General features: G+C 71.0%; 20 protein-coding genes. 19 read left to right on the forward strand and 1 reads right to left on the reverse strand.

Going from position 1 to position 25,984, the window contains the following annotated elements:
* The first annotated feature begins 48 nt into the window (after positions 1-48).
* From hrcA to CRM89_RS00655, 3 genes are all read left to right on the forward strand, one after another.
* Entirely contained in the window at positions 49-1,083 is a 1,035-nt protein-coding gene (gene hrcA, locus CRM89_RS00645; RefSeq protein ID WP_041559945.1) for a heat-inducible transcriptional repressor HrcA, read from the forward strand.
* Positions 1,084-1,215: 132 nt separating this feature from the next.
* Positions 1,216-2,370, forward strand: a complete 1,155-nt coding sequence (dnaJ, locus tag CRM89_RS00650) for a molecular chaperone DnaJ (protein WP_060592790.1) — start codon at positions 1,216-1,218, stop codon at positions 2,368-2,370.
* A 4-nt stretch (positions 2,371-2,374) separates the two neighbouring features.
* Positions 2,375-3,115 carry a 16S rRNA (uracil(1498)-N(3))-methyltransferase gene (locus CRM89_RS00655; RefSeq protein ID WP_098082989.1) on the forward strand — a complete coding sequence of 247 codons (741 nt, stop codon included), beginning with the start codon at positions 2,375-2,377 and terminating at the stop codon, positions 3,113-3,115.
* 76 nt (positions 3,116-3,191) lie between these two features.
* Here the strand turns inward: CRM89_RS00655 and CRM89_RS00660 are convergent, their stop codons facing one another.
* Entirely contained in the window at positions 3,192-3,680 is a 489-nt protein-coding gene (locus tag CRM89_RS00660) for a MarR family winged helix-turn-helix transcriptional regulator (RefSeq protein ID WP_098082990.1), read from the reverse strand.
* Between the two features lie 55 nt (positions 3,681-3,735).
* Between CRM89_RS00660 and CRM89_RS00665 the strand changes: the two genes are divergently transcribed.
* The 16 genes from CRM89_RS00665 to CRM89_RS00745 all read left to right on the forward strand — a co-directional run bounded on the left by CRM89_RS00665 (position 3,736) and on the right by CRM89_RS00745 (position 25,979).
* Positions 3,736-4,236, forward strand: coding sequence for an SgcJ/EcaC family oxidoreductase (locus CRM89_RS00665; RefSeq protein ID WP_011207959.1), 501 nt, complete (start codon positions 3,736-3,738; stop codon positions 4,234-4,236).
* A 255-nt stretch (positions 4,237-4,491) separates the two neighbouring features.
* Entirely contained in the window at positions 4,492-5,556 is a 1,065-nt protein-coding gene (locus tag CRM89_RS00670; RefSeq protein WP_011207962.1) for a PhoH family protein, read from the forward strand.
* Positions 5,557-5,632: 76 nt separating this feature from the next.
* Positions 5,633-6,187 carry an rRNA maturation RNase YbeY gene (gene ybeY, locus CRM89_RS00675; protein WP_011207963.1) on the forward strand — a complete coding sequence of 185 codons (555 nt, stop codon included), beginning with the start codon at positions 5,633-5,635 and terminating at the stop codon, positions 6,185-6,187.
* Positions 6,184-7,545: a hemolysin family protein gene (locus tag CRM89_RS00680; protein ID WP_060592786.1), complete on the forward strand. Its 1,362-nt coding sequence runs from the start codon at positions 6,184-6,186 to the stop codon at positions 7,543-7,545. The genes ybeY and CRM89_RS00680 overlap by 4 nt, the downstream gene beginning before the upstream one ends.
* Positions 7,542-7,901, forward strand: coding sequence for a cytidine deaminase (locus CRM89_RS00685; protein WP_011207965.1), 360 nt, complete (start codon positions 7,542-7,544; stop codon positions 7,899-7,901). The genes CRM89_RS00680 and CRM89_RS00685 overlap by 4 nt, the downstream gene beginning before the upstream one ends.
* Positions 7,894-8,811 (forward strand): GTPase Era, encoded by a 918-nt coding sequence (gene era, locus CRM89_RS00690; RefSeq protein ID WP_086841328.1) that lies wholly within the window; start codon positions 7,894-7,896, stop codon positions 8,809-8,811. Before CRM89_RS00685 ends, era begins: the two co-directional genes overlap by 8 nt.
* Before the next feature lie 135 nt (positions 8,812-8,946).
* Positions 8,947-11,781 (forward strand): hypothetical protein, encoded by a 2,835-nt coding sequence (locus CRM89_RS00695; protein WP_060592784.1) that lies wholly within the window; start codon positions 8,947-8,949, stop codon positions 11,779-11,781.
* Positions 11,782-12,665: 884 nt separating this feature from the next.
* Positions 12,666-14,765 (forward strand): AMP-binding protein, encoded by a 2,100-nt coding sequence (locus tag CRM89_RS00705; RefSeq protein WP_098082992.1) that lies wholly within the window; start codon positions 12,666-12,668, stop codon positions 14,763-14,765.
* A gap of 1 nt (position 14,766) precedes the next feature.
* Entirely contained in the window at positions 14,767-15,810 is a 1,044-nt protein-coding gene (locus CRM89_RS00710) for a 3-oxoacyl-[acyl-carrier-protein] synthase III C-terminal domain-containing protein (RefSeq protein ID WP_011207969.1), read from the forward strand.
* A gap of 24 nt (positions 15,811-15,834) precedes the next feature.
* Positions 15,835-18,456 (forward strand): aminotransferase class III-fold pyridoxal phosphate-dependent enzyme, encoded by a 2,622-nt coding sequence (locus CRM89_RS00715; protein WP_098082993.1) that lies wholly within the window; start codon positions 15,835-15,837, stop codon positions 18,454-18,456.
* A 42-nt stretch (positions 18,457-18,498) separates the two neighbouring features.
* Positions 18,499-19,608, forward strand: coding sequence for an acyl-CoA dehydrogenase family protein (locus CRM89_RS00720; RefSeq protein WP_098082994.1), 1,110 nt, complete (start codon positions 18,499-18,501; stop codon positions 19,606-19,608).
* Between the two features lie 17 nt (positions 19,609-19,625).
* A complete protein-coding gene (locus CRM89_RS00725; protein WP_098082995.1) occupies positions 19,626-21,122 on the forward strand; it encodes an FAD/NAD(P)-binding protein in 1,497 nt (498 codons plus the stop codon).
* Positions 21,119-22,699, forward strand: coding sequence for an MFS transporter (locus tag CRM89_RS00730; protein WP_098082996.1), 1,581 nt, complete (start codon positions 21,119-21,121; stop codon positions 22,697-22,699). Before CRM89_RS00725 ends, CRM89_RS00730 begins: the two co-directional genes overlap by 4 nt.
* Entirely contained in the window at positions 22,696-23,829 is a 1,134-nt protein-coding gene (locus CRM89_RS00735) for a DUF3419 family protein (RefSeq protein ID WP_098082997.1), read from the forward strand. The genes CRM89_RS00730 and CRM89_RS00735 overlap by 4 nt, the downstream gene beginning before the upstream one ends.
* A gap of 12 nt (positions 23,830-23,841) precedes the next feature.
* The gene (gene mtnA / locus CRM89_RS00740) at positions 23,842-25,413 is read left to right on the forward strand and encodes an S-methyl-5-thioribose-1-phosphate isomerase (protein WP_098082998.1); all 1,572 of its coding nucleotides are present in this window, start codon (positions 23,842-23,844) and stop codon (positions 25,411-25,413) included.
* On the forward strand, positions 25,410-25,979 hold the full coding sequence (locus CRM89_RS00745; RefSeq protein ID WP_011207976.1) for an acireductone dioxygenase: 570 nt from the start codon (positions 25,410-25,412) through the stop codon (positions 25,977-25,979). The genes mtnA and CRM89_RS00745 overlap by 4 nt, the downstream gene beginning before the upstream one ends.
* Positions 25,980-25,984 lie beyond the last annotated feature (5 nt).

The following is a 25,984-nucleotide window of genomic DNA, read 5'->3' on the forward strand; positions in this document are numbered from 1 at the left end:
ACGTCGGCGGGCCTGCGACGTACTTACAGGAGCGAGGAGGTGGGGCCGATGTCGTCGAGCACCGAGGATCGGCGCTTCGAGGTCCTTCGCGCGATCGTCGCGGACTATGTGGCGACCAAGGAGCCGATCGGTTCCAAGACGTTGGTCGAACGGCACAACCTTGGTGTGTCCAGCGCGACGGTCCGCAACGACATGGCGGTGCTGGAGGCCGAGGGGTACATCACCCAGCCACACACCAGTTCCGGCCGGATCCCGACGGACAAGGGCTACCGGCAGTTCGTGGACCGGATCTCGGAGGTGAAGCCGCTCTCGGCGGCCGAGCGCCGGGCGATCCTGCAGTTCCTCGAATCCGGTGTCGACCTCGACGACGTGCTGCGCCGCGGTGTCCGTCTGCTCGCCCAGCTGACCAGACAGGTCGCGGTCGTGCAGTATCCGACGGTGTCGGCCTCGACGGTGCGCCACATCGAGGTGGTGGCGCTCAACCCGGCGCGGCTGCTGCTGGTGGTCATCACCGACACCGGACGGGTCGATCAGCGGATCGTGGAACTGGGCGCGGTGGTCGACGACGACGACCTGTCGGCCCTGCGCGCGCTGCTCGGCGCGGCCATGGACGGCAAGCGGCTCGCCGCCGCCTCCGCCGCGGTCGCCGAACTGCCGGAGAGCGCGCCGCAACAGCTGCGCGACGTCCTGATTCGGGTGTCCACCGTGCTGGTGGAGACCCTCGTCGAGCATCCCGAGGAGCGGCTGGTGCTCGGCGGCACCGCGAACCTGACGCGCAACGCCGCCGACTTCGGCCTGCCCGGTTCCCTGCGGCAGGTGCTCGAGGCGCTCGAGGAACAGGTCGTGGTGCTCAAGCTGCTGGCCGCGGCGCAGCAGCCGGGCACGGTGACGGTGCGGATCGGCGAGGAGACCCAGGTCGAGGAGATGCGCAGCGCCTCGGTCGTGACCACCGGCTACGGCGTGTCCGGCTCGGTGCTGGGCGGCATGGGCGTGCTCGGGCCCACCCGGATGGACTACCCGGGCACCATCGCCTCGGTGGCGACGGTGGCGCGCTACATCGGCGAGGTCCTGGCCGAGCGCTGAGACCGGTGCCCGCCCACGGCGCTGCTACGCTCGAACTCCTGGCCGGATAAAGTTGAGTGCATCCGACTTATGCTGCTACCGGCATTCGGTGGGGGCAGCGAGTGACAGCGACCCAAGGACTAGAGAACTCAAGTGGCACGGGACTACTACGGACTGCTCGGCGTCGCGAGGAACGCGACCGACCAGGAGATCAAGCGCGCCTACCGGAAGCTGGCGCGCGAGCTCCATCCGGATGTCAACCCGGATGAGGCGGCGCAGGCCAGGTTCAAGGAAGTGTCGACCGCCTACGAGGTGCTCTCCGATCCGGAGAAGCGCCGGATCGTCGACATGGGCGGCGACCCGCTCGAGTCCGGCGGCGGCGCCGGCGGCTTCTCCGGTGCCGGCTTCGGCGGCCTCGGCGACGTGTTCGAGGCGTTCTTCGGCGGGATGAGCGGCGCGGGTGGCGGGCAGCGCAAGCCGCGCGGCCGCGTGCAGCCCGGCGCGGATTCGCTGCTGCGGACCCGGCTCAGCCTCGCCGAGTGTGCGGTCGGCGTCACCAAGCACCTCACCGTCGACACCGCGGTGCTCTGCGACGCGTGTCACGGCTCCGGCACCCACGGCAACTCCAAGCCGGTCCGCTGCGAGACCTGCGGCGGCGCGGGCGAAGTGCAGTCGGTGCAGCGCTCCTTCCTCGGTCAGGTGCTCACCTCCCGGCCCTGCCCCACCTGTCGCGGCGCCGGGGAGACCATCCCCGATCCCTGCCACAAGTGCGGCGGCGACGGCCGGGTGCGGGCGCGGCGCGAGATCGCCGCGCCGATCCCCGCCGGTGTCGCCAACGGCATGCGGGTGCGGCTGGCGGCGCAGGGCGAGGTCGGCCCCGGCGGCGGCCCGCCCGGTGACCTGTACGTGGAGATCGTCGAGCAGCCGCACGACGTGTTCGTTCGCGACGGCGACGACCTGCACTGCACCATCCGGGTGCCGATGGTCGACGCGGCACTGGGCACCACCGTCGTCATCGACACCATCCTCGACGGCCCCACCGAACTGACCATCCCGCCGGGCACGCAGCCCGGCGAGGTGTCGGTGCTGCGCGGGCACGGCATGCCGAAGCTGCGTTCCGGTGTGCGCGGCGACCTGCTCGCGCACCTGGACATCGTCATCCCCACCAAGCTGGACGGCAAGCAGACCGACCTGCTGCGCAAGTACAAGGCGCTGCGCGACCGCGACCGTGCCGAGGTGATGTCGGCGCAGTCCGAGCACAACAGCGGCCTGTTCGCCCGGCTGCGGGCCTCGTTCAGCGGACGCTGATCCGTTGGCCGCCACGGTCTTCTACCTAAACGACATTCCCGAGCCCGGCCGGGTGGCGGTGCTGGACGGCCCCGAGGGGCGGCACGCCGCGACCGTGCGCCGCACCCGGGTCGGCGAGCCGATCACCCTGTCGGACGGGCGCGGCCTGCTGGCCGCCTCCGAAGTGGTTGCCGCCCAGCGCGATCGGCTGGAACTGCGGGTGGTGGAGCGCACCGTCGCGCCGCGGCCGGCACCGGAGGTCACCGTCGTGCAGGCACTGCCGAAATCGGACCGCTCGGAACTGGCCGTCGACCTCATGACCGAGGCGGGTGCCGACGCGATCGTGCCGTGGCAGGCCGCCCGGTGCGTGGCGAACTGGGAGGGCAAGGCCGCCAAGGGGGTCGAGAAGTGGCGTTCGGCGGCGCGTTCGGCGGCACGGCAGTCCCGCCGCGCCTACATTCCCGAGGTCGCCGACCTGCATCGCACCCGCGACGTGCTCGACCTGGTGCGCGGCGTGCGGGCCGAGGGCGCGGTGGTGGCGGCGTTGCACGAGTCCGGCACCGCGAAGTTCACCGAGCTGTCCTTCGCCGGGGCGTCGCGGGTGGTGTTGATCGTCGGCCCGGAGGGCGGCCTCGACGACGGCGAACTCGACGCGTTGGCCGCGGCGGGCGCGCAGGTCACGCTGCTCGGGCCGACCGTCCTGCGCACCTCCACCGCCGCGGCGGTCGCCCTCGGCGCACTGGGAGCGCTGACCCCGCGCTGGTGAGGGCCAGTCGGCGGGTGCACTGTTCGGCGGACCGCCCGAGGCTTTGCGGCGCAACGACACTCGTGTCCGGTCGATGTCATTGCCTGGCGTCGTCGGCGCCGGGTGGCGCCTGCCGTGCGACCAGGCGCATCGTCTGGTCGTGGTGGACGTCCAGGGCGGTGTGCAGGAAGTCGAGCACGACCGCGAGCTGGTCGGTGTCGTAACGCGCCAGCGCCTCGGCGCCCGCGACCGCCACCGGCTCGAAGATCTCCGTGGCGGCCGCACGGGCGGCGTCGGTGGGCGCGACCAACACCCTGCGACGGTTGGCCGGGTCCGGCGCCCGCGTCACGAGCCCGGCCCGCACCAACCGGTCGACCACGGTGGTCGTGGCGGCCGGGCTGAGCTTCAGCTCCCTGGCCAGTTCCCCCGGAGTCGACGAGTCCGATCCCGACACCACGTCCAGGCAGCGCAGATCGGTGCGGTTCAGCCGCAGATGCGCCGCCGCCGCCTCGTCGAAGGTGTCGAAGCTGCGTTGCAGGAGGCGGAGTTGCCTGCCGATCTCGGCGATCAGATCATCTTTCGACATTCGAAACTTTCTGCTAGCGTATTGTTCGATCATCGAATAATAGCAGGAGATACCGATGCACACCGACGCCAGCCTCGACCGCACCTCCGACGACGCCGCGATCGGAGCGCTGTTCCACGACATGTTGCGTGCCTGGACCGCCAATGACGCGGACGCGTTCGGCGCACTGTTCACCGAGGACTCCGACTATGTGTCCTACGACGGCACGCTGGCCCGCGGCCGCGCGACCCACCAGCGCAATCACGACCAGCTCTTCCGCGGTGTGCTGGCCGGATCGGCCTTGGTCGGCGACCTCGAATCGATCCGGTACGTGACCGACGACGTCGCCGTCGCGCACGGCACGGGGTCGGTGCTGATGCCGTGGCGCTCCCGGCTCCCGAAACGCAGGCTGTCGCGCCAGACGCTGGTCGTGTTGCGCACCGGCGCGGGCTGGAAGATCACCGCGATCCACAACGGCCGGGTGCGGCCGGTGACGGTGCCCGCGCCCGATTCGTTCCCCGCGCGTATGTCCCAGCTCATGGCGCGCGCGGCACGGGCACTGGGGATCGGACGGTAGTCCACCCGGAGGTGCCGCGAGCGGTGGGCGGGCTGGGCGCGGTGTCGACCCGGCCGTGACCGGCACCGCCCGGATAATCCCTGTCGGGTGTCGGTGGGCCGCGTTAAACTTCGAGTATCGGTGAACAGTTCTCGAAGCCGCTCGTCGGAGCCGGTTTCTCGGGTCGCTGTTCGGCGCGGAACTACTGTCGAGACCGGAAAGCGGGCTTAATCACTTTTGCGAACCCATGGTGAGATCGGCGACCCGACCAACCCCGTGACCGGCATCGGTGCAGGCGATGGTACGGGCCCCGCAGCACGGACCGTCCGTTCCAGCATCGAGCTCGCCCCCGAATCCGTCTTCCCGTTCCTCGGCTCCGCCGACGAGAACCTGCGCGAACTCGAACGCCTCCTCGCCGCCGACATCCACGTTCGCGGCAATTCGGTCACCCTCACCGGCAAGGCGGCCGAGGTCGCGCTGGCCGAGCGGGTCATCGAGCAGCTCGTCGCGCTCACCGGCCGCAACCGGGTGATCACGCCCGAGGCCGTGCGGCACACGGTGTCCATGCTCACCGAGGGCTCCTCCGAGTCGCCCGCCGAGGTACTGAGCCTGGACATCCTGTCCCGGCGCGGCAAGACCATCCGGCCCAAGACGCTGAACCAGAAGCGCTACGTCGACGCCATCGACGCCAACACCATCGTGTTCGGTATCGGCCCCGCGGGCACCGGCAAGACCTACCTGGCGATGGCGAAGGCCGTGCAGGCGCTGCAATCCAAGCAGGTCAACCGGATCATCCTCACCCGCCCGGCGGTCGAGGCGGGCGAGCGCCTCGGCTTCCTACCCGGCACGCTCAACGAGAAGATCGACCCCTACCTGCGCCCCCTCTACGACGCCCTGCACGACATGATGGACCCCGAGGCCATCCCCAAGCTCATGGCCGCCGGCGTCATCGAAGTCGCCCCCCTGGCGTACATGCGTGGTCGGACCCTCAACGACTCCTTCATCATTCTGGACGAGGCGCAGAACACCACGGCCGAGCAGATGAAGATGTTCCTGACGCGGTTGGGGTTCGGCTCGAAGATCGTGGTCACCGGTGACGTCACGCAGGTCGATCTGCCCAGCGGGGCGCGGTCGGGCTTGCGGGCGGCGACGGAGATCCTCACCGAGATCGAGGACATCCACTTCGCCGAACTCACCAGCAGCGACGTGGTGCGGCACCGGCTGGTGTCCGACATCGTCGATGCCTACGACCGCTTCGAGGCGACCAGTCGCCCGCAGGTCGGGCCGCACTATCCGGGCAACCGCGCGCAGCGGCGGGCCGCGGGGCGCGAGCGCCGCTGATCGATGCCGCCCGGCGTCCGCCCCCGGCCCGCGAGCCGGGCGGACCCGGACCGGCCGCACCGAATACCCTGTTCACGTGAGCATCGAGATCGCCAACGAGTCGGGGATCGACGTACCCGAAGAAGACCTGGTCAGCGTCGCGCGGTTCGTCATCGGCCGGATGGACGTGCATCCGGCCGCGGAACTGTCGATGGTGCTGGTGGATCTCGACACCATGGCCGATCTGCACATGCGGTGGATGGATCTGCCCGGGCCGACCGACGTGATGTCGTTTCCGATGGACGAGCTCGAGCCCGGCGGCCGCCCGGACAGCCCGGAGCCGGGCCCGTCGATGCTCGGCGACATCGTGCTGTGTCCGGAGTTCGCCGCCGACCAGGCGCACAAGGCCGGGCATTCGCTCGAACACGAACTCGCCCTGCTCACCGTGCACGGCGTCCTGCACCTGCTCGGCTACGACCACGCCGAGCCGGAGGAGGAGAAGGAGATGTTCGCGCTGCAGGCGCGGCTGCTCGAGGAATGGTACGAGAGTCTGCGCGAGGCACGCCGCCGCGCCGAACTCGCCGAGCGCGACGCCCGGCTGCTCGGCAAGGCGGGATTCACCGCGCCGGGTGACGCGCTGGGCCCGGCGTGAGTTCACCGACCCTCATCCTGCTCGCGGTGCTGCTGGTGCCGATCGGCGGACTCTTCGCCGGCATCGACTCCGCGCTCAACACCATCTCACTGGCCCGCCTGGGCGACATGGTGCGCGCCGACCGTCCCGGCGCCGTGCGGCTGAGCCAGATCGTGGCCGACCGCGCCCGCTACGTGAACCTCATGGTGCTGCTGCGGATCTCGTGCGAGATCGGCGCCACCGTGCTGCTGGCCGCGGCCCTGATGGACATCTGGTCCGACACCGTGGCGTTGCTGGTCACCGCCGCGATCATGGTGCTCGTCGACTACGTGGTGATCGGTGTCGGCCCGCGCACTCTCGGCCGCCAGCACGCCTATTCGCTGGCGCTGGCCGCCGCGGTGCCGCTCCAGGTGATCGGTGCGCTGCTCGGCCCCATCAGCAGGCTGTTGATCCTGCTCGGTAACGCCATCACCCCCGGCAAGGGCTTCCGCAACGGCCCGTTCGCCTCGGAGATCGAGCTGCGCGAGGTCGTGGAGATGGCGAGCGAGCGCGGCGTGGTCGCCGACGAGGAACGCCGGATGATCCAGTCGGTCTTCGAACTCGGCGACACCGCGGCCAGGGCGGTGATGGTGCCGCGCACCGAGATGGTGTGGATCGAGGCGGACAAGACCGCGGCGCAGGCGCTGTCGCTGGCGGTGCGCTCCGGGCACTCCCGTATTCCGGTGATCGGCGAGAACGTCGACGACATCCTCGGCGTGGTCTACCTCAAGGATCTGGTGCCCTACGCCGATCGCGGCAGGCAGGTGCGGGTGCGCGAGGTGATGCGCCCGGCGGTGTTCATGCCCGACTCCAAGCCGCTGGACGCGCTGCTGGACGAGATGCAGCGCCGGCGCAACCACATGGCCCTGCTGGTGGACGAGTACGGCGGCATCGCGGGCCTGGTCACCATCGAGGACGTGCTCGAGGAGATCGTCGGCGAGATCGCCGACGAATACGACACCGACGAGATCGCGCCGGTGGAGGATCTGGGGGACGGCAGCTACCGGGTGTCGGCGCGGCTGTCGGTGGAGGATCTCGGGGAGCTCTACGGCATGGAGATCGAGGACGAGGATGTCGACACCGTGGGCGGGCTGCTCGCCCACGAACTGGGCCGGGTGCCGCTGCCCGGCTCCAAGGTCGAGGCGTACGGGCTGGTGCTGCGCGGTGAGGGCGGACCCGATGCGCGCGGCCGGATGCGGGTGCACACCGTGCTGGTGCGCAAGGCCGAGGAGCCGCCCGAGATCGTCGAGGCCGCGGCCAGGACCAACGGCCGCCGCAAGGGCAACGGCTCGCAGCGGGATGTGCCCGCGGAAACGAACGAGGACGGAGACACCGAATGACCGAACTGGACGCCGAGGACACCAAGCTGGTGGTGCTGGCCCGTGGTGCGCTGGGCCGCACCGGAGGTACCGCGGGCGCGGCGGTGCGCGACACCGACGGCCGCACCTACGCGGCGGGCGAGGTGGATCTCGCCGCGCTGCGCCTGACCGCGCTGCAGGCCGCGGTCGCGGCCGCGATCTCCAGTGGCGCCGAGGGATTCGAGGCGGCGGTGGTGGTGGGCGGCAAGTTCTCCGACCCCGGCGTGACGGCGGTGCGCGAGGTGTCCGGCGCGGCCAGGATCATCTTCACCGACAAGGCGGGCGCGGTCTTCGACATCGTCGACGACGCGGCAGGCGCCGAGGTGCAGGGTGGCTGAGCGGGGCGCGGACGCCGTATTCCGTTCCGGTTTCGTCTGTTTCGTCGGCAGGCCGAACACCGGCAAGTCGACGCTGACCAATGCGCTGGTCGGTGCGAAGATCGCGATCACCTCCTCGCGCCCGCAGACGACCCGCCACACCATCCGCGGCATCGTGCACCGCGAGCACGCGCAGCTCATCCTGGTCGACACCCCGGGCCTGCACCGGCCGCGCACGCTGCTCGGCCAGCGGCTCAACGACCTGGTGCGCGACACCTATTCCGAGGTCGACGTGATCGCGATCTGCATCCCGGCCGACGAGAAGATCGGCCCGGGCGACCGGTGGATCGTGCAGCAGGTCAAGCAGATGGCGCCGAAGACGACGCTGCTCGGCGTGGTCACCAAGATCGACAAGGTGGGCCGACAGCAGGTCGCCGAGCAGCTGCTCGCGGTCTCGGAGCTGCTGGGCCCGCAGGCCGAGGTGGTGCCGGTGTCGGCGGTGCGGGGCGAGCAGGTCGAGGTGCTGGTCGATGTGATCGCGGCGAAGATGCCCGAGGGCCCGGCGTTCTACCCCGACGGGGAGCTCACCGACGAGCCCGAGGAGACGCTCATGGCCGAGCTGATCCGCGAGGCCGCGCTCGAGGGTGTGCGCGACGAGCTGCCGCATTCGCTGGCGGTGGTGATCGAGGAGGTGCTCCCGCGCGAGGAGAACCCCGACATGCTCGACGTGCACGCGCTGCTGTATGTGGAGCGGCCGAGTCAGAAGGCCATCGTCATCGGCAAGGGCGGATCGCGGTTGAAAGAGGTGGGCACCAACGCCCGCAAGCAGATCGAGCACATCCTGGGTGTGCGGATCTATCTGCACCTGCACGTGAAGGTCGCCAAGGACTGGCAGCGCGACCCGAAACAGCTGGGCAAGCTGGGCTTCTGAGGACGCGGAAAGCATTACGGCCCAGTGACGTCCGGGCCGATCCGGCTGTCCTCGCGGAAGCGCGCCCGGTACAGTCCCCCTACGCGCGGGATCGCGGTCCCGCCCGCCAGACACATTTCCGGGGGAGGCCGTCGAGTGCCCGAGGCGAACGACATCGGCAAGCTGCTCGAACTGGTGCGCGCGCTGAACGTCCCGGACGCCAGGCCCCGCGTCCTGCGCACCATGATCCGGCGCAGGCGGCCGTTGCCGCGTCCGATCGTCGGGCTGGTCGGTACCCCGGCCACCGGGCCGCTGCTGGTCGAGATCTACCGCTGGCTCGGAGAATCCGGCGGGCGGCGCGCGACTCCCCGTGCGCGGGTGGACCTTTCGGCCGCCGACCTGCCGCCCGACGCGCTGGCGCCGGACCCCAACGCCACCGGCGAGGAGATCGCCGGCCACTGCCTGCCGATCCTGCAACGGTTGGTGGAGGGGTTCTCGACCGACGACACGGCCATGGGCCCGATCAAGTTCCCGCGCTACCGCACCGCCGACTGGCTGACCCGACAGCGGGTGACCAGTGACGAGACCGAGGCGGCGGTGGAGTTGCGGGCCCGGTTGCCGCGCCTGCTGCGCAGCGGTTCACCGGCGGCCTCGGCCACCGACGCGGGCGAGGCGGCGGCGGGCGACATCGTGTCGCGCACGGTGTTCGCGGTGTTCGCGTTGTGGCCGGTGCTGCGGCTGTGGTTGTGGATCAGCGGGCGTATCCCCGGCATGTCGAAGGTGACGCGCTGGTTCATGCACCAGCGGTACCTCGCTCCGGAGCTGTCCGACTCCTTCCTGGGTTTCGCGACCAGGTTGACCGCGTCGCGGCGCAGCGACGAGAACGAAGAGCAGCTGGCGAAGCTGCTGGTGCACGCCTTCCTGGAGGATCTGCGCGACGCCTATCGACGGCACATCTGGCGCCCGTCCGGCTGGCGGCGCACCGCCTATCCGGTGGCGCTGCTCGGCCCGGTGGCCGAGGGCAGCGCGGGCGCGCGCCTGCTCGGCTGGATCAACGACATCCGCAACGAGACCGGACAGTTCGATCCGCTGGTCGTGCTGGCCTGCCTGGACACCCCGCCCGCGCGGCCGCCGGTGCGGGACCTGGCCCGGGTCGGGGACCTGGCGCATCTGGACACCCTGGAGAGCCTGGTCGATCGCCCGTACGCGGAGCAGGAGCCGGATCCGCTGCAGCGCTGGCTGCGCAACATCGAGAACATGCGCACGAACCGGCTGTCCTACGCCTGGTTCCTGCCGTTGCGGGTGCGCCTGCCCGATCCGCTGAACGGTCGGGTGCGCGACCCCGGGTACGCGCATCTGGCGGTGCCGCCCGCGCCGCCGCTGGCCGCTCGGCGGTGGTTCGTGGCGATGTCGGTGCTGGTGCCGGTGGCGCTGCTGGTGGCGGCGGCGCTGGTGTATGTGCCGCCGCTGCGCGGGGCACCGTGCGCGCACTGGCCGTGGACCTCGGGGATCGCGGTGCAGCTGCGCGGCGAGGAGTGCGTGGGCTACAGCGACAACGCCGATCAGGTGTTCACCGACGATCCCGAGCTGGCCGCGATGCAGCGGGAGGTGTTCCGGCTCAACGCCCGCGCCGCGGTGGCGCGCCGGGACAATCCGCGCAGGCCGCTGGTCTCGCTGGTCTACTTCTCCGGGCTCAGTTACACCGACACCAACGTGCGTTATCCGCACGCGCAGGTGGAGGAGCTGGCGGGGCTGGCAGTGCAGCAGCGTCGCGCCCTGCTGGCCTCCGACGAATCCGAGCCGCTGCTGCGGGTGATCGTGGCCAACGGCGGCTCGGACATGCAGCACGCCACGTGGGTGGTCGACCATCAGCTGCGCGGGCTGATCGCTGACGATCCCGGGGTGCTCGGCGTGATCGGGTTGGACCGCAGCAATGCCGAGACCCGCCGCGCGATCGGCAGACTCGGCGAGTTCGGCGTGCCCGTGGTCGCGACGACGCTGTCCGCCGACGGACTGGCCGAGGCGTCTCCGCTGTACTTCCAGGCCGCGCCGAGCAATGCCACCCAGGCCAGGCTGATCGCCGACTACGTGCAGGGCGCGCGCCATCCGGCCGGGTCGGCGCAGGCCGGGCAGCCGCGCTACCGGCGGGTGAGCGTGTACCACCCGGAGGCGGCCGAGGACATCTACGTCACCACGTTGGTGGCGGATCTGAAGTCCGAGCTGGCCCGGCGCGCGATCGACTATGACGCCCACACCTGGCGGATCCAGCAGGAGCTGAACCGTTTCCCCGCGCCGTGCGAGACGGACGATTTCGATCCGGGCACGCTGCTGTTCTACGCCGGGCGCAACGAGGACTTCCCGACCTTCGCCCGCTCGGTGAGTCGCGGCTGTCTCACCGGTCAGGCCCCGGCCATCCTCGGCAACGACACCCTCACCCGGGTCATCACCGACCCGCGCGCGACGGCGGCGCTGCCCGCCAACCTCACCGTGCGTTACGTCGCCAAGGCCGCGCCGGTGCTGCTCGGCGGTGCGCGGTGCATCACCGGCGTCGCGGAGCTGGGCGATCAGCCGGTGCCGATCGAGTACGAACAGCTGTGCCGGGAGCTGCCCGGCCTGATCGAGGATTTGCGCCGCTACCCCGAGCTGGCCGACTACCGCCCGTCGTGGGCGGGGGACCGGACGGGTCTGGCCTTCGACGTGAGCGGGTTGTTCCTGGCGGCGGTCCGCGCGGGCAGGCACACCGATCTGCCGCCGAATCGCACCGCGATCGCGATGCAGTTGCGCGAGCGCGACTATCAGGGCATCACCGGGACACTGGGTTTCGGCGCGTCGCGGGTGGCCGACGGTTCCTCGATCGCGGTGCTGGTCACCGAGTCGGTCGGCCAGACGGGGCCGCAGCGGTGCCTGGTGATGTTGCCGCGTGCGCAGGGCGACGGGTGCCCGGCCGGTACCGGCAGCGCGCTCGAGGACTGGGCCGACCCGCCCGGCTGAGCGATCCCGGTCACCACCACCGGGTGGGCCGGTCGCGCTCCCAGCCCGGTTCCGACTCCGGCTGCGCGGCCAGGGCGACCGGCAGCGGCTCGGACGGCGGGCCCATCAGCTGCGCGCCGAGCGGCACGCCACTGTCGTCGACATCGCCGCGTGTTCGGCGGTGACAGCGGCGGAGGTGCGACCGCCCGCCCGGACGTTCACGCTCGGCTCGGCCGAGCACGGTCCAGGACCACGTGTAGGACAGGCCGCGGTGAAGAGCGCTCGGCCGGGGACGGCGCCGCCCGCAACGCCCGCCGAGCGCGCAGCCGCCACACCGCCTCGGCGTCGGCGGTCGCGGCCGGGAAGTGAGCCGCAGCCGAAAGCGGTGGGCGCCCGGGCGATGTCGGTGTCGCCCTCGATCGCGACGGGCACGCCGGGCGGCGGCAGCCGCACACCGGCGGTCGGCGTCGCCAGCGCGGCGACGCGCCGCACCACCCCGGGAACGCGTCGAACGTGGGCAGGCTCGCCTCGATGCCGTCCAGTGCCGCGCGGACGACGGTGGTCGAGCGCACGGTGCCGGCGGCGAGCACCGCGGCCGGCTCGGACAGCCCGAGCCCCGGCGGCGCGGTGGGTGTCGCCGTGACGTGAGGCGTGCACCGCGCACGCTCGCACCATGAATCATGCACTCCAGAATCTGCAACCTGTCCCAGTTAACATGGATGTCATACGGGCGCATTTCTGTCGAGAATGGTTGACCGTGACATCTGATATCGGCTAATCTCGGCCACAGCCCCGCATCAATTCCAGTTTCTCCGAGCCCCGCAGGCTTCAAGGACGAGGCGATATCCACTGCGGTTGTTTCTGCTGTCCGCGGCGCGGGGCGAGCGAATCTTCTTGGGGTGCTCATGTGTTGTTCACCTAATTCCTCCGAGTTTTCGTTCGGCAATTGGAACGAACTTCTCCGTGTACGTGCGAGCGAGAAATCCGACGATATCGCCTTCGTATTTCTCGACGATGCGGGCAGGCAGGCGCAGGCGCTGGACTACGGCGACCTGCACCGCAGGGCCGAAGCCCTCGCGGCGCGTCTGACCAGGGATTTCAAGCTCGGAGACCGGGTTCTTCTGCTGCATCCCCCCGGCTTGGACTACGTTGTCTCGTTCTATGCCTGCCTGTACGCCGGGCTCGTCGCGGTGCCGCTCTTTCCGCCGCAGCGAAATCGGGTGAACCATGTCGAGGCCGTGGCGCGAGATTGTGCGGCGGCCGCCGTCGTCAGCACCCCCGAGGTGCTCGCGGAAATGGCGAATCTGTCCGGAGATCTGTTTGTCTCCCGTTTGCCGAGAGTTTCGACGGAATATACCGACGACCTGCCGGTAGAATTCGAACCGCCGGAAATAGACGGGTCGCAGATCGCCTATCTGCAATATACGTCGGGCTCCACGTCCACCCCGAAAGGCGTGATCATCGATCACGCGATGGCGTTACAGCAGGTGCGCGAACTCGCCTTTTCCTGGGAGGTCGACGCCACCAGCGTGGTGGTGTCCTGGCTGCCGCACTTCCACGACTTCGGCCAGGTCAGCAGCGTGCTGATGCCGGTGTACGTCGGTGGCGGCGCGGTGCTGATGGCGCCGTCGACCTTCGTCAAGAATCCGTTCCGCTGGCTCGCGGCGGTCACCGAGTATCGCGGAACGCACAGCGGCGCACCGAATTTCGCTTTCGATCTCTGCGTGGACAAGATCACCCCCGCCGAACGTGCCGAGCTCGACCTGGCCAGCTGGCGGTTGGTGTCCAACGGCGCCGAGCCGGTCCGCCTCGGCACACTGGAACGGTTCGAGAAGACCTTCGCTCCGCACGGCCTGGCCCCCACCGCGCTGTCGCCGGGCTACGGGCTGGCCGAGGCCACCCTCAAGGTCTGCTCGGGCACCCCGGACCGCCGCTACCGCACCGTCCGGCTGGACGATGCCGCGCTTGGCAGGCGCAAGATCGTGCCGAGCACCGCCGAGCACGGCTCCACCGAGCTGGTCGGCTGCGGTGGCACGGTGCTGGAGACCGAGGTCGCCATCGTCGAGCCCGAGACCGGACGCCGGGTCGGTGACGACGAACTGGGCGAGATCTGGGTGAGCGGGCCGATCGTGGCGCCCGGCTACTGGAACCGGCCCGACGACAGCGAGCAGACCTTCCGCGCCCGCATCGCCGGCGACGACTCGGGCCGCACCTATCTGCGCACCGGCGACCTCGGATTCGTCCACGAGGGTGAGCTTTTCATCTGCGGCCGGGTGAAGAACCTGATGATCGTCAACGGTGTCAACTACTACCTCGAGGATCTCGAGGCCACCGTGGTCGGCAGCGACGAGGCGCTGCGGGCCGGCGCGGTGATCGCGTTCTCGGTCGAGCGGGACGGGCAGGAGAACCTGGTGCTCGTCGCCGAGTACCGGCCCGACACCACCCGCGCGCCGGAGGAACTCGTCACCGTCATGCACACCGCGGTCTCGCGCAAGCACGCCGTCGCGCCCGCCGCGATCGTGCTCATCGCCGCGGGCACGATCCCGCGCACCACCAGCGGCAAGTTGCGCCGCCAACAGTGCAAGGCCGACTTCCTGGCCGGCTCGTTGCAGGAGATCCACCGATGGGAGGGCATGGTGACGATCACCGAGGAGACCACCGGCGGCGCGGCGCCCGCGGGCGGCGGCATGCCGTCGATGCGGGAGCTGGTCCGGCAGGGGCTGGCCACCCAGGTGAGCGAGTGGATCACCGCCAATCTCGGCGCCGAAGCGGGCCGCGTCCGCACCTCCCGCTCACTCATCGAGAACGGTTTCGGCTCGGTCGACCAGATGGACCTGCACGAGCGGCTCGAGACCTGGTCGGGCAAGCGGTTCCCGCCGGAACTGATGTGGGACGCCCCATCGATCGACGAAATGGTCGAGGTGATCGCCGGTTTCCTGGTGCCCGGCGCCGCCGAGCCCGCCGCGACCCCCACCGAAGACCCCACCGGCGTAGGAGCGCAGTGACATGAGAATTCGTTCGGCTGTGGCGGAACTGCCCGCGCGGGTGGTCACCAACGACGACATCGTCGGCTGGATCGGCGAGCACAGCGCGGGCCACTTCGAGGGCGATCTCGACGCCGCCCTGCGCAAGGTGGACTACTACCTGCGCTACGCGGGCTCGCGGGAGCGGCGCTGGCTCGACGCGGGGGAGCGGCCCATCGACCTGCTGCGCCGCGCCGCGAACACCGCGCTCGACCGCGCCGAGGTGCGGCCCGAGGACGTGGACCTGCTGATCTACACCGGCATCGGCCGCGGCTTCATCGAGCCCGGCGGCGCCTACCACTCGGCAGCCGCGCTCGGCCTGCGCAACGCGCACTGCTTCGACATCCTCGACGCCTGCATGAGCTGGACCCGCGCGGTGCAGGTGACCGACGCGCTGTTCCGGTCGGGCACGCACCGCACCGCGATGATCGTCAACGCCGAATGCAACCTGCGCTCGGGCGGCGTGGTGTTCCCGCACCTGTTCCGCATCCCCGAGGTCGGCGCGCTGGAATCGGTCTTCCCCGCCTACACCCTCGGCGAGGCGGCCACCGCGACGGTGCTCACCGCCGAGGACAACGAGCCGTGGCGGTTCGAGTTCGCTTCGCGACCGGACCTCGCGCCGCTGTGCAATGTCACCCTGGACGGCTACGACGGCTACTGCGATCCCTCGGACAAGCTGGCCGCCAACGGCGTCGGGTTCTTCACCTCCTACGGGTTCGAGATGCACGAGCAGGGCGCCGCCGACGCGCACGCGGTGTTCGAGCGGCTCGACCCGCCCGTCGACGAGGTGGCGGCACTGTTCACCCACGCCTCCAGCCAGCGCTACTGGCAGGGCATGGCCGACAAGGCCGGGCTGGGCCACGCGATCCACCACGTCTTCGAACGCACCGGCAATGTCGTGTCGGCCTCGGTGCCCGCGGCGATCGCCTCGGCGCTCGAGCTGGGCGTGCTGGCACCGGGCGAACGCGCGGTCGGCTGGGTGGGCAGCGCCGGAATGTCCTTCGCCGCTTTCTCTTTCGTTCTCTGACGGCCGAGCAGAACAGGTGACCCGATGTTGAAACACCTCGCCCGCGCGGGCGTGCTCTCCGCGCGCGGCGCCGCCGAGTACTCGCTGGCCGCACTGCGCGACCGCGATCCCGCGAGCCGGGACCGCCGCCGCGCGGAGGCCGTCCTCGACTTCCTGGTGCGGATGGGCCCGATCTACATCAAGATGGGCCAGATCGCGGCGACCCGCTCGGATCTGTTCGGCCCGGATTGGGTGTCGACGCTGCGGGTGCTGCAGGACCAGACCCCGCACATGACCGCCGCGCAGAGCAGGCGCGCCGTCGAGCGGGAACTGGGCAGGCCGCTGACCCAGGTGTTCCGCCGCTTCGACGCCGAACCGGTCGCCAGCGCTTCGGTGGCGCAGGTGCACGTGGCCGAACTGCTCGACGGGCGCAAGGTGGCGGTGAAGCTGGTCAAGGACGGCGTGCCCGAACAGATCGAGGAGAGCCTGAAGTCCATCGCCACCCTGCTGCGGCTGCTCAACCGGGCCACGCCGCGGCTGCGCGAACTCGATGTGGCCACCCGCTTCGACGAGATCGCGCGGCTGCTGCGCCCGCAGGCCGACATGACGCACGAAGCCGCCCAGCAGCGGCGCATCCACGCCAACTTCGCCGGGCACCCGTACGTCACGGTGCCTGCGGTGCTCGACGAGCTGGTGACCAGCCGGATGCTGGTGATGCAGTTCATGGACGGCATCCCCGGCAAGCGGGTCGAGGAGGTCGGGTTCCCGCGCGACCAGCTGGCCCGGCGGCTGCAGGACGTCATCTACACCATGCTGTACATGCACGGGGTGTGCCACGGCGACCCGCACCCGGGCAACGTGATGTTCGGTCCCACGGGCGAATTGATCCTGCTGGACTACGGCGTGACGGTGGAGCTGACCGAGGACGAGAAGTGGGGCCTGTCCTCGTTCTACTACGCCTGCACCCGCAAGGAGTGGCACAACGCCATCGACCGGTTCACCCGGTATTTCGTGCTGGCCGACGAGAAGCTGCACCGCAACCGCGCCGCCTACGACGCGGAGATGGCCGAGGTGCTGCGCTACCACTTCGACATCAGTTCGAGCCAGTGGTCGACGATCTCCTACTTCAACGACGTCAGCGCGGTGCTGCGCAAGTACGACTCGCGCTACACCACCAACTTCACCAAGGTGGAACTGGTCTTCCTGTCCTGTGAGGGGTTCGCCTCCCAGATCGATCCCGACATCGACATCTGGGCCAACGCCCGGCGGTTCACCGACCGGTACTCGCCCTACATGAGCGCCGAGGTGGAGGCCCGCTTCGCCGCCGGTTTCGCCGAGCAGATGCCGACCTCGCTGCGGTTGCGCGACCGCGCCCAGGCGACGCTGGTGGCACCCACCCACATCGACCGCTATTTCTTCCCCAGCGGTTTCCCCGTGTTCGTGGAGTCGGCCGCGGGCGGGCGGGTGCGTGACTTCGACGGCAACGACTACCTGGACCTGTCCGGCGGCTACGGTCCGCACCTGCTGGGCTACGGGCATCCGGCGATCACCGAGGCGATCACGACCGGGGTGCGGCGCGGGCTGGTCAACGGCATCGGCAATCCCGGCGAGATCGAACTGGCCGAGCAACTGGTGCGGGCGTTCCCGGCCGCGGACAAGGCCGTGCTGTGCAATTCCGGCACCGAGGCGATCCTGTTCGCGATCCGGATGGCGCGCGGTTACCGCAGGCGGGCCACGGTGGCCAAGTTCGAGGGCCACTACCACGGCTTCTCCGATCAGGGCATGGTCAGCTCCTGGTTCCGCTTCTCCGGCGACCGGCACCGCCCCGACCCGGTCGCGGGCTCGCAGGGCGTCGACCCGGCGACGGTCGCCAACACGGTGGTGATGCAGTACGGCGACCTCGACGGGCTGGCCAGGATCCGCGAGCATGCCGACGAGCTGGCCTGCGTGATCCTCGAACCGATGCCGACCTCGGTGGTGGCGCTGAACGTCGAGTTCCTGACCGCGCTGCGGGGGCTGTGCACCGAGCTGGACATCCCGCTGATCTTCGACGAGGTGGTCAGCGGCTTCCGGGTGGCCTACGGCGGTGTGCAGGTGCTCGCCGACGTGCACCCGGACCTGACCTGCCTGGGCAAGGTGATCGGCGGGGGTCTGCCGTGCGGTGCGGTGGTGGGCCGGGCGGAGCTGATCGACACCGCCAAGAGCTCGCAGGACCCGTTCTACGACTACGAGAACAAGGTGTTCGCCGGCGGCACGCTCAGCGGCAACTCGTTGACCTGCGCGGCCGGGCTCGCGGTGCTGCGCCATCTCGACGCGCACCGGGAGATCTACGACGACCTCGAGTCGAACACCCAGCGCCTGGCCGGGATGCTGCGCGAGGCGACCGCCCAGCGCGAGATCGCCTGCCGCATCAATGCCTCCCGGTCCATCTTCTCGCTGAACTTCAGTCACCGCGCCGCCGGCCTGTACCGGGACCGGATGGCGGGCAGCAACTTCAAGGCCACCATCGCGCTGGCGTACTACATGCGCAAGCACCAGGTGTACCTGCCGGAACTGCACAGTTTCCTCATCAGCGCCGCGCACACGACCGAGGATCTCGATCAGATCGCGCACGCCTTCGACAAGAGCCTCGACGAGATGCTCGCCGACAACCTGTTCGTGCTCTGACCGCTCCCGCCCTGCGGAGTGGCCGAAATTGCGGAGGACGCAATGCGTTTCATGTCCCGTGAGCTCGAGACCGCGCAGCGGTTCGTGCCCGGTCTCGATGCCCGGCTGCGCGAGGTGCCGCTGCCGGTCCTGGAATCGCCGGACAGCCCCGGCCTGGCGCTGTTCAAGGAATACGGCGGGCCCGGCCTGCTGATCGCCAAGGAGGCCGGTGGCCTCGGCGCCACGCTGTGGGAGGCCGCCCAGATCCACCGGCTGCTCGGCAGCCACTCGCCCTCGCTGGCCATCGCGGTGAACATGCACTCGTGCACGGTCGCCGCCATCCCGGAGGGGCCCGGCACCGAGGCGATGCTCGGCATGGTGGCCGCCGGAAACCTCTACCTCGCCTCGGCGTTCGCCGAGGGCGTGCCGGGCGCGAGCGTGATCGCGCCGAAGCTGCGCGGCACCCGGATCCCGGGCGGGTGGCGGCTGGACGGCAGCAAGAAGCCGTGCAGCCTGGCCCGCTCGATGGACATCCTCACCGCCAGCGTGCTGCTCACCCCGGACGGCGCCGACGAGCCGGAACTGGCGCTCGTGGTGGTGCCCGCCGACAGCCCGGGACTCGCGGTGCGGACGCTGACGGGCGCGCCGGTCTTCCCCGCCTCGGAAACCGAGGAGGTGGTGCTCACCGGTGTCGAGATCCCGGACGAGGCGGTGTCGTTCTTCGGCCGCACCGACCGGCTCAACGCCGCGCTCACCGCGGGCTGGCTCACCTTCGAGCTGCTCGTGTCGGCCTGCTACCTGGGCATGGCGAGCGGGCTGGTGCGCGAGGTGCTCGAGCAGGCGGGCGGCTCGGCCGCCGACCGGATGCTGCTGGTCGGCGAACTGGACACCGCGATGGCCGCGATCGAGGCCGTCGCCACCGAGATCATGAACGGCGGCAGCGAGGCCGACACCGTCGCGCGGGCACTGCACGTGCGGTTCGCGACGCAGCGGGCCATCGAGCGGGTCTCGGCGGCGGCCACCGAACTGCTGGGCGGCGTCGCCTTCCTCACCGGCTCGTCCGCCCAGCGGTACGCGGGCTGCCGGGCGCTGGCCTTCCACCCGCCGTCGCGGCTGAGCATCGCCGAGCCGCTGGACCGGTTCACCGCCGGTGAACCGCTCATCGTCACCTGAGCACGGATCGAGGCATCATGTCCACGCCAGACCGGCCGCGCACGCTCACCGAGGCGGCCGTCGTGCAGATCGGGCGCGGTCCCACCGGTACCGCGCTGGCCAGGCAGCTGCTGCCCACCCTCGCCCCGGGCACCCGCTACGTCGTGATCGACCGTGACCCGGACGCGCCGCACCTGGCCTTCGGCACCCCGGAACCCACCCACCTCATCAACACCAGGGCGGCGAAATCCAGCCTGAATCCGGCCGATCCGGACGAATGCCTGCGCTGGATGACCGCGCATGCCGCGCGGGCGGGCGTGCCGGTGCCGGAGTTCCCGGCGCGGCGCTGGTTCGGCCGCTACGTCGCCGACATGTTCGACGCGGCCGTCGAGCGGGCGCGGACGGCGGGCGTGCTGGTGGACGTGGTGCGCGCGGACGCGGTCCGGGTCGTGCCCGGTGCGGGGACTGCGCACCGGGTGGAATGCGCGGGCGGCTTCGCGGTCGAGGCCCCGCGCGTGGTGCTGTGCCTGGGGATGCAGGCACAGTCCGATCCGTTCCCCGGAATCGTCGGCGCCGCAGGGTATTTCGCCGACCCGTGGCGGTTGCCGGAGCTGCCGCCACGGGCGCGGGTCGCGGTGCTCGGCACCCGGCTCACCGCCATCGACGTCTTCCTGACGCTGGCCGCGCGCGGCCACGAGGGGCCGATCCTGCTGGCCTCCCGTTCCGGCAGGTTGCCGCGCCTGCGCGGGTCCGAGGACGTGGCGCCGGTGCCGCACGTCGAGGCGTGCATGGGCGCGGCCTTCGCGGCGGGCACGTTGCGGCTGGCGGACTTCGGCCGGGCGCTGATGGCCGACATCGAAGCCGCCTCGGCGACCCCGCCGGACTGGCGCGAAGTGCGCGACTGCGGGCCCACCACGGCCGCGCGGCTGGCCGCCGAACTCGCCGAGGTCGACGCGGGCGCCGACCGCGGCTGGCAGCGGGTGGTCAACGGCGCCTCGCCCACCCTGTTGCCCGCCTGGCAACTGCTCGCCGACGAGGACCGCGCCGTGTTCTTCGCCGAATGGCTCACCCCGCTGCTGGTGCACGGGGCGCCCATTCCCCCCGCGACCGCGCGACGGGTGCTGGCCGCGATGGAGTCGGGCCTGCTGCGGGTGACCGGGGGACTGGCGGCGGTGCGGACGGCCGGTGACGCGTTCGTCGTGCACGCCGGCGGCGCCGACCACGAGGCGGACGTGGTGATCAACGCGACCGGCGCGGGCACCGGTCCGGACGCGCTGCGCCGCGAACCGCTGCTCGCCCAGCTGCTCGACACCGGGCGGCTCACCGTGCATCCGCACGGCGGGGTCCGCATCGATGTCGCCACCTTCGAGGCGCTCGGCCCACAGGGCGCCCCGATCCGCGGACTGCACGTCATCGGCGATCTCACCCGCGGCGCGGTGCTGGTCACCAACGACGTGCTCGCACTGTCCTTCCAAGCCGCACTCGCCGCGACCGCGATGGGTGCCGAACGCGAAGCAGGGGTACCGATTTCATGACCACGACGTCCTCGCGGCCACGCTCGCTGGTGCTGGCCGTGCTGTGCCTGTGCGTCATCGCGATCTACATGGACGCGATGATCGTGAACCTGGCGCTGCCCAGCCTGGTGCGCGAACTCGGTTCGAGCACCGCCGGTCTGCAATGGATCATCGACGCCTACGCGCTCACCTTCGCCGCGCTGGTGCTGGCCGCGGGCAGTCTCGGTGACCGTTTCGGCAGGCGCAACACGCTGCTGCTCGGCCTGGTGATCTTCACCGTCGCCACCGGGCTCGGAGCGCTGTGCACCAGCACCGGGCAGCTGATCGCGGCGCGCACCGTGATGGGCCTCGGTGCGGCGCTGATCTTCCCGTCGACGCTGTCGATCCTGACCAACGTCTTCGTCGAGCGCACCGAACGGGCGGCCGCGATCGGTGTCTGGGGTGCGGTGTCGGGCATCGGCGTGGTGCTCGGCCCGATCGTCGGCGGTCTGCTGCTCGAGTACTTCTGGTGGGGCAGCGTGTTCGTCGTCGTGGTGCCGGTCGGGCTGGTCTGCCTGGTGCTGACGGTGCTGGTGGTGCCGGATTCGCGCGATCCGGCCACCCCCGGGCTGGACGTGCCCGGCCTGGTGCTGTCGACCGCGGGCATCGGTGTGCTGGTCTACAGCATCATCGAGGCGCCCAACCGCGGCTGGCTGGCCGCGCCGACCCTGCTCGGCTTCGCCGGCGCGGCGGCGCTGCTGGCGCTGCTGGTGGCCCGCGAACTGCGCACCCCGCATCCGATGATCGACATGCGGCTGTTCGCGAACCTGCGCTTCTCGGCCGCCTGCGCCACCATCACCATCACGTTCTTCACCCTGAACGGCTTCACCTTCCTGGTGACCCAGTACTTCCAGTTCCTCAAGGACTACACCCCGCTCGGCGCGGGCGTGCGGCTGATCCCGGTGGCCGTGGCGATCGTCGTCGGCTCGGTGCTGGGCGGCAAGCTGGTGCTGAAGGTGGGCACCCGCGCGGTGGTGACCACCGGCCTGGTGCTGATGGCGCTGGCCTACGCCTGGTTCTCCGTCGACGGCGTGGACACCAGCTACTCGCTGATCGCCGCGCAGATGGTGCTCATCGGTCTCGGCATCGGCTCGGTGGCGGTGCCGGCGACCGAATCGATCATGGCGGTCGTCCCCGCCGACAAGGCGGGCATCGGCTCGGCCATGAACGATGCCACCCGCCTGTTCGGCGGCACCCTCGGCATCGCCGTCGTGGGCAGCGTGCACCACTCCCTCTACACCGGTGAGCTGCCCGACTCGCTGCCCGGCCTGCCCGCCGACCTGCTCGATCACAGCCGCGACTCGGTCGGCGCCGCGCTCGGGGTGGCGGCCCGGGTCGCCGAATCCGGCGGCCAGGGCGTCGCCGCGACGCTGGTGGACAGCGCCGAACACGCCTTCCTGCACGGCTTCCAGATCTCCTGCCTGGTCGTCACCGGCATCTGCGCGGTCGCGGCGGTCGTCGCGGGCAGTCTGCTGCCCACCCGCGCGCCGGTCCCCGACGCCGATCCCGCCCCGGCGGACTCCGAATCTCGTCAAACCCCGGAAGGGATGTCGTCATGACCGCAGCACCCGCCACCACCGCCACCCCCACGGCGGTGACCGATCGCTGGCTGCTCTACAGCACCTGCGACGAGGATTCCCGCTCGGAGTTGCGCGCGCTGACCGTCGGCGAGGGCGACGACGTGCTGGCGGTGACCGGAAGCGGTTGCCGCGCACTGAGTCTGGTGGTGCACAATCCGCGCTCGGTCACCTCGGTGGACAGCTCCGCCGGGCAGACCTACCTGCTGGAACTCAAGCTGGCCGCCATCCGGCACTTCTCCTACGACACCCTGCTCGAGTTCCTCGGGGTCGACCCGAGCCGGGACCGCTGGCGGCTGTTCGAGGAGCTCACCCCCGCGCTGTCACCCGGCGCCGTCGCCTATTTCACCCGCTACCACAAGGCGATTCGCGGTGGCGTGCTGCTGGCCGGGCGACACGAGCGGCTCTACGTGCGGCTGGTGGCGCCGATGATGCGCACGCTCTACGGCTCGGCGATGAAGGAACTCTTCGCCGCCGCCGACCTCGAGGCGCAGCGCCGCGTGTACCGGGAGAAGATCGACGGGGTGCTGTGGCGCACGCTGATCCGGCGCGGGTTCACCGAACGCACCCTCAAGACGGTGCTCAACGACGACTCCTACAACGTCGTCACCGATGTGCGGTCGTGCGGGGACTACGTGCTCGAACGGCTCGAGCACACCCTCACCGAGCACCTGGTCCGCGACAACGACTGGGTGTCGTTCATGCTGCACGGCCGCTACCCGGACCGGAATGTGCTGCCGCACTACCTGTTGCGCGACAGCGTCGAAGCCATCCGATCCGCCGAGACGAAGGTCGAGCCGGTGCGCGCCGACCTGATGGCGCACCTGCGGGCACTGCCGGACGGCTCGATCGACAAGTTCTCGCTCTCCGATGTCACCAGCTGCATCGACCGGGCGCAGTTCGCCACCATGATGACCGAGGTGGTGCGGGTCGCCCGGCCGGGCGCGCGGATCTGCTACCGCAACTTCCTCAGCAGGCACCGGCCCGATCCGAGCTTCGCGGCGGTGCTGCGCCGTGACGACGCGCTGTGCGAGCAGCTCTACCACGACGATTACGCGTTCGTGTACCAGTTCGAGATCTTCACCGTCGGCGCGCCCGGCGCGGTGGCCTGACGGGACGGGCCGATGCGACGTTCAGTGGACTGGGTCGACGGCGAGGTGCACGTCGTCGACCAGCGGGCGCTGCCGGGCGAGTACCGGATCGCGCGGCTGGGCACCGTCGAGGAGGTCGTCGCGGCGATCCGCACGCTCACCGTGCGCGGCGCGCCCGCCATCGGCGCCGCGGGCGCGCTGGCCGTGGCGTTGTCGGCGCGGGCGCACGGCGCCGATCTCGCCGCGGTGCGGGCCGAAGCCGAACACATCGCCGCGGCCCGGCCCACCGCGGTGAACCTGGCGTGGGCGGTGCGCCGGGTGCTGGCGCGGCTGCCGGACGGGCCCGCGGCCGTGCTGGCCGAGGCGCTGGCCCTGCTCGACGAGGACGAGCGCGTCGACCGAGAGATGTCGGCGCGGGCCGCCGACGAGGTGCGCGCGCTGTGCGGGCCGGGGCCGGTGCGGGTGCTCACGCACTGCAACACCGGGCGCTTCGCCACCGTCGGATGGGGGACCGCGCTCGGCACGGTGCGCGAGCTGGCCCGCCGCGGCGAGCTCGACTCGGTGCTCGCCGGGGAGACCCGGCCGCTGCTCCAAGGCGCCCGCCTGACGGCATGGGAACTCGCCGAAGCCGGTATCCCGCACCGGATCTGCGTGGACTCGGCCGGTCCGGGCGCGCTGGCCGCCGGCGCCGTCGACTGCGTGCTCGTCGGCGCCGACCGCATCACCGCGCTCGGCGATGTCGCCAACAAGATCGGCACCTACCCGCTGGCGCTGGCGGCGGCGCGCGCCGGGGTGCCGTTCGTGGTGGTGGCGCCGGAATCGACGGTGGACGAGTCGCTGACCGACCCGGCGGCGATCGTCCTCGAGGAGCGCGATCCGGCCGAGGTCACCACCTTCGCCGGCGTGCCCGTGGCGCCCTCGGGCACGGCCGCCTACAACCCGGCCTTCGACGTGACGCCGCGCGATCTGGTCACCGCGATCGTCACCGAACGCCGGACCCTGCGCCCGGCCCTCGGTTTCGGCGTGCCCGCGGTCGCGGCGCAGCTGTACGGGCGCGGCTGGCTGGACGGCACCGCGGGCAACCTCTCGGTGCGCCTGGACGGCGACCGGGCGGTGGTGACGGCCAGCGGACGCAGCAAGGGGGCGTTGACCGCCGCCGACCTGATCACCGTCGACGTGACCACCGGCGACGCGCTCGACGCGGGCGCGCGGCCCTCCGCCGAGACCTCGATCCACGCCGCCCTCTACCGCGCCGTCCCGGGCTGCGGCGCGGTGGTGCACGCGCACCCACCGGCCGCGACCACCGCGGCCACGCTGCTGGCCGGCGCGGGCACGGTGGTGTTCGACGACTTCGAGATCGTCAAGGGTTTCGGTCCGCGCCCGGCCGGGCCGTTCACCGTGCCGGTGCTGACCAATCACGCCGAGGTGCCGCGCATCGCCGCCGACCTGGCGGCCCGGCTGACGCCGGACGCCGTGCCCGCGGCCCTGATCGACCGGCACGGCGCCACCACCTGGGGCCCGGACCTGGAGACCGCCCGCAACCGAATGGAGTGCCTGGAAATGCTGTGCGCCCTACAGCTCCGAACCGGAGGAGACCGGTCATGACGCTCGTACAGGTGATGGCACAGGACGACCGCGATCAGGTCGTGCTGCGCACCGCCGACCGCACCGAGATCGCCGACACCCTGCGGCCGTTCGGTATCCAGCTCGACCGGTGGCCGCTGCGTGAGCTGCCCGCCGACGCGGGCCAGGACGCGGTGCTCGCCGCCTACCGCGCGGAGGTGGACGAGGTCTGCCGCGCGGGCGGGTACCGGTTCGTCGACGTCGTGCGGCTGGTGCCCGCCCCCGAAGACCCCGAGTGGCCCGCCCGGGCCGCCGCCGCCCGCGGCCGTTTCCTCGACGAGCATCGCCACACCGAGCACGAGGTCCGCTTCTTCGTCGAGGGTCGCGGCTGCTTCTACCTGCATCTCGGCGACAAGGTCTACGCACTGGTCTGCGAGGCGGGCGATCTGGTCTCGGTGCCCGCGGGCACCACGCACTGGTTCGACATGGGTGCGCAGCCGCACTTCTGCGCCATCCGCTTCTTCGAACGCGAGGACGGCTGGATCGGGGACTTCACCGGTAGCCCGATCGCGTCCACCATGCCCACCCTCGACGAACTCGTCGGCTGATCCGT

The organism is Nocardia sp. FDAARGOS_372, assembly GCF_002554515.1.
Lineage (GTDB): Bacteria > Actinomycetota > Actinomycetes > Mycobacteriales > Mycobacteriaceae > Nocardia > Nocardia farcinica.

Coding starts and splice junctions, on each gene's coding strand:
- CRM89_RS00660 (WP_098082990.1), bottom strand. CDS start 3,680: ATGTCGAAAGATGATCTGATCGCCGAGATCGGCAGGCAACTCCGCCTC.
- CRM89_RS00745 (WP_011207976.1), top strand. CDS start 25,410: ATGACGCTCGTACAGGTGATGGCACAGGACGACCGCGATCAGGTCGTG.
- CRM89_RS00665 (WP_011207959.1), top strand. CDS start 3,736: ATGCACACCGACGCCAGCCTCGACCGCACCTCCGACGACGCCGCGATC.
- CRM89_RS00730 (WP_098082996.1), top strand. CDS start 21,119: ATGACCACGACGTCCTCGCGGCCACGCTCGCTGGTGCTGGCCGTGCTG.
- mtnA (WP_098082998.1), top strand. CDS start 23,842: ATGCGACGTTCAGTGGACTGGGTCGACGGCGAGGTGCACGTCGTCGAC.
- CRM89_RS00720 (WP_098082994.1), top strand. CDS start 18,499: ATGCGTTTCATGTCCCGTGAGCTCGAGACCGCGCAGCGGTTCGTGCCC.
- CRM89_RS00710 (WP_011207969.1), top strand. CDS start 14,767: ATGAGAATTCGTTCGGCTGTGGCGGAACTGCCCGCGCGGGTGGTCACC.
- CRM89_RS00715 (WP_098082993.1), top strand. CDS start 15,835: ATGTTGAAACACCTCGCCCGCGCGGGCGTGCTCTCCGCGCGCGGCGCC.
- CRM89_RS00735 (WP_098082997.1), top strand. CDS start 22,696: ATGACCGCAGCACCCGCCACCACCGCCACCCCCACGGCGGTGACCGAT.
- hrcA (WP_041559945.1), top strand. CDS start 49: ATGTCGTCGAGCACCGAGGATCGGCGCTTCGAGGTCCTTCGCGCGATC.
- CRM89_RS00725 (WP_098082995.1), top strand. CDS start 19,626: ATGTCCACGCCAGACCGGCCGCGCACGCTCACCGAGGCGGCCGTCGTG.
- CRM89_RS00685 (WP_011207965.1), top strand. CDS start 7,542: ATGACCGAACTGGACGCCGAGGACACCAAGCTGGTGGTGCTGGCCCGT.
- CRM89_RS00705 (WP_098082992.1), top strand. CDS start 12,666: ATGTGTTGTTCACCTAATTCCTCCGAGTTTTCGTTCGGCAATTGGAAC.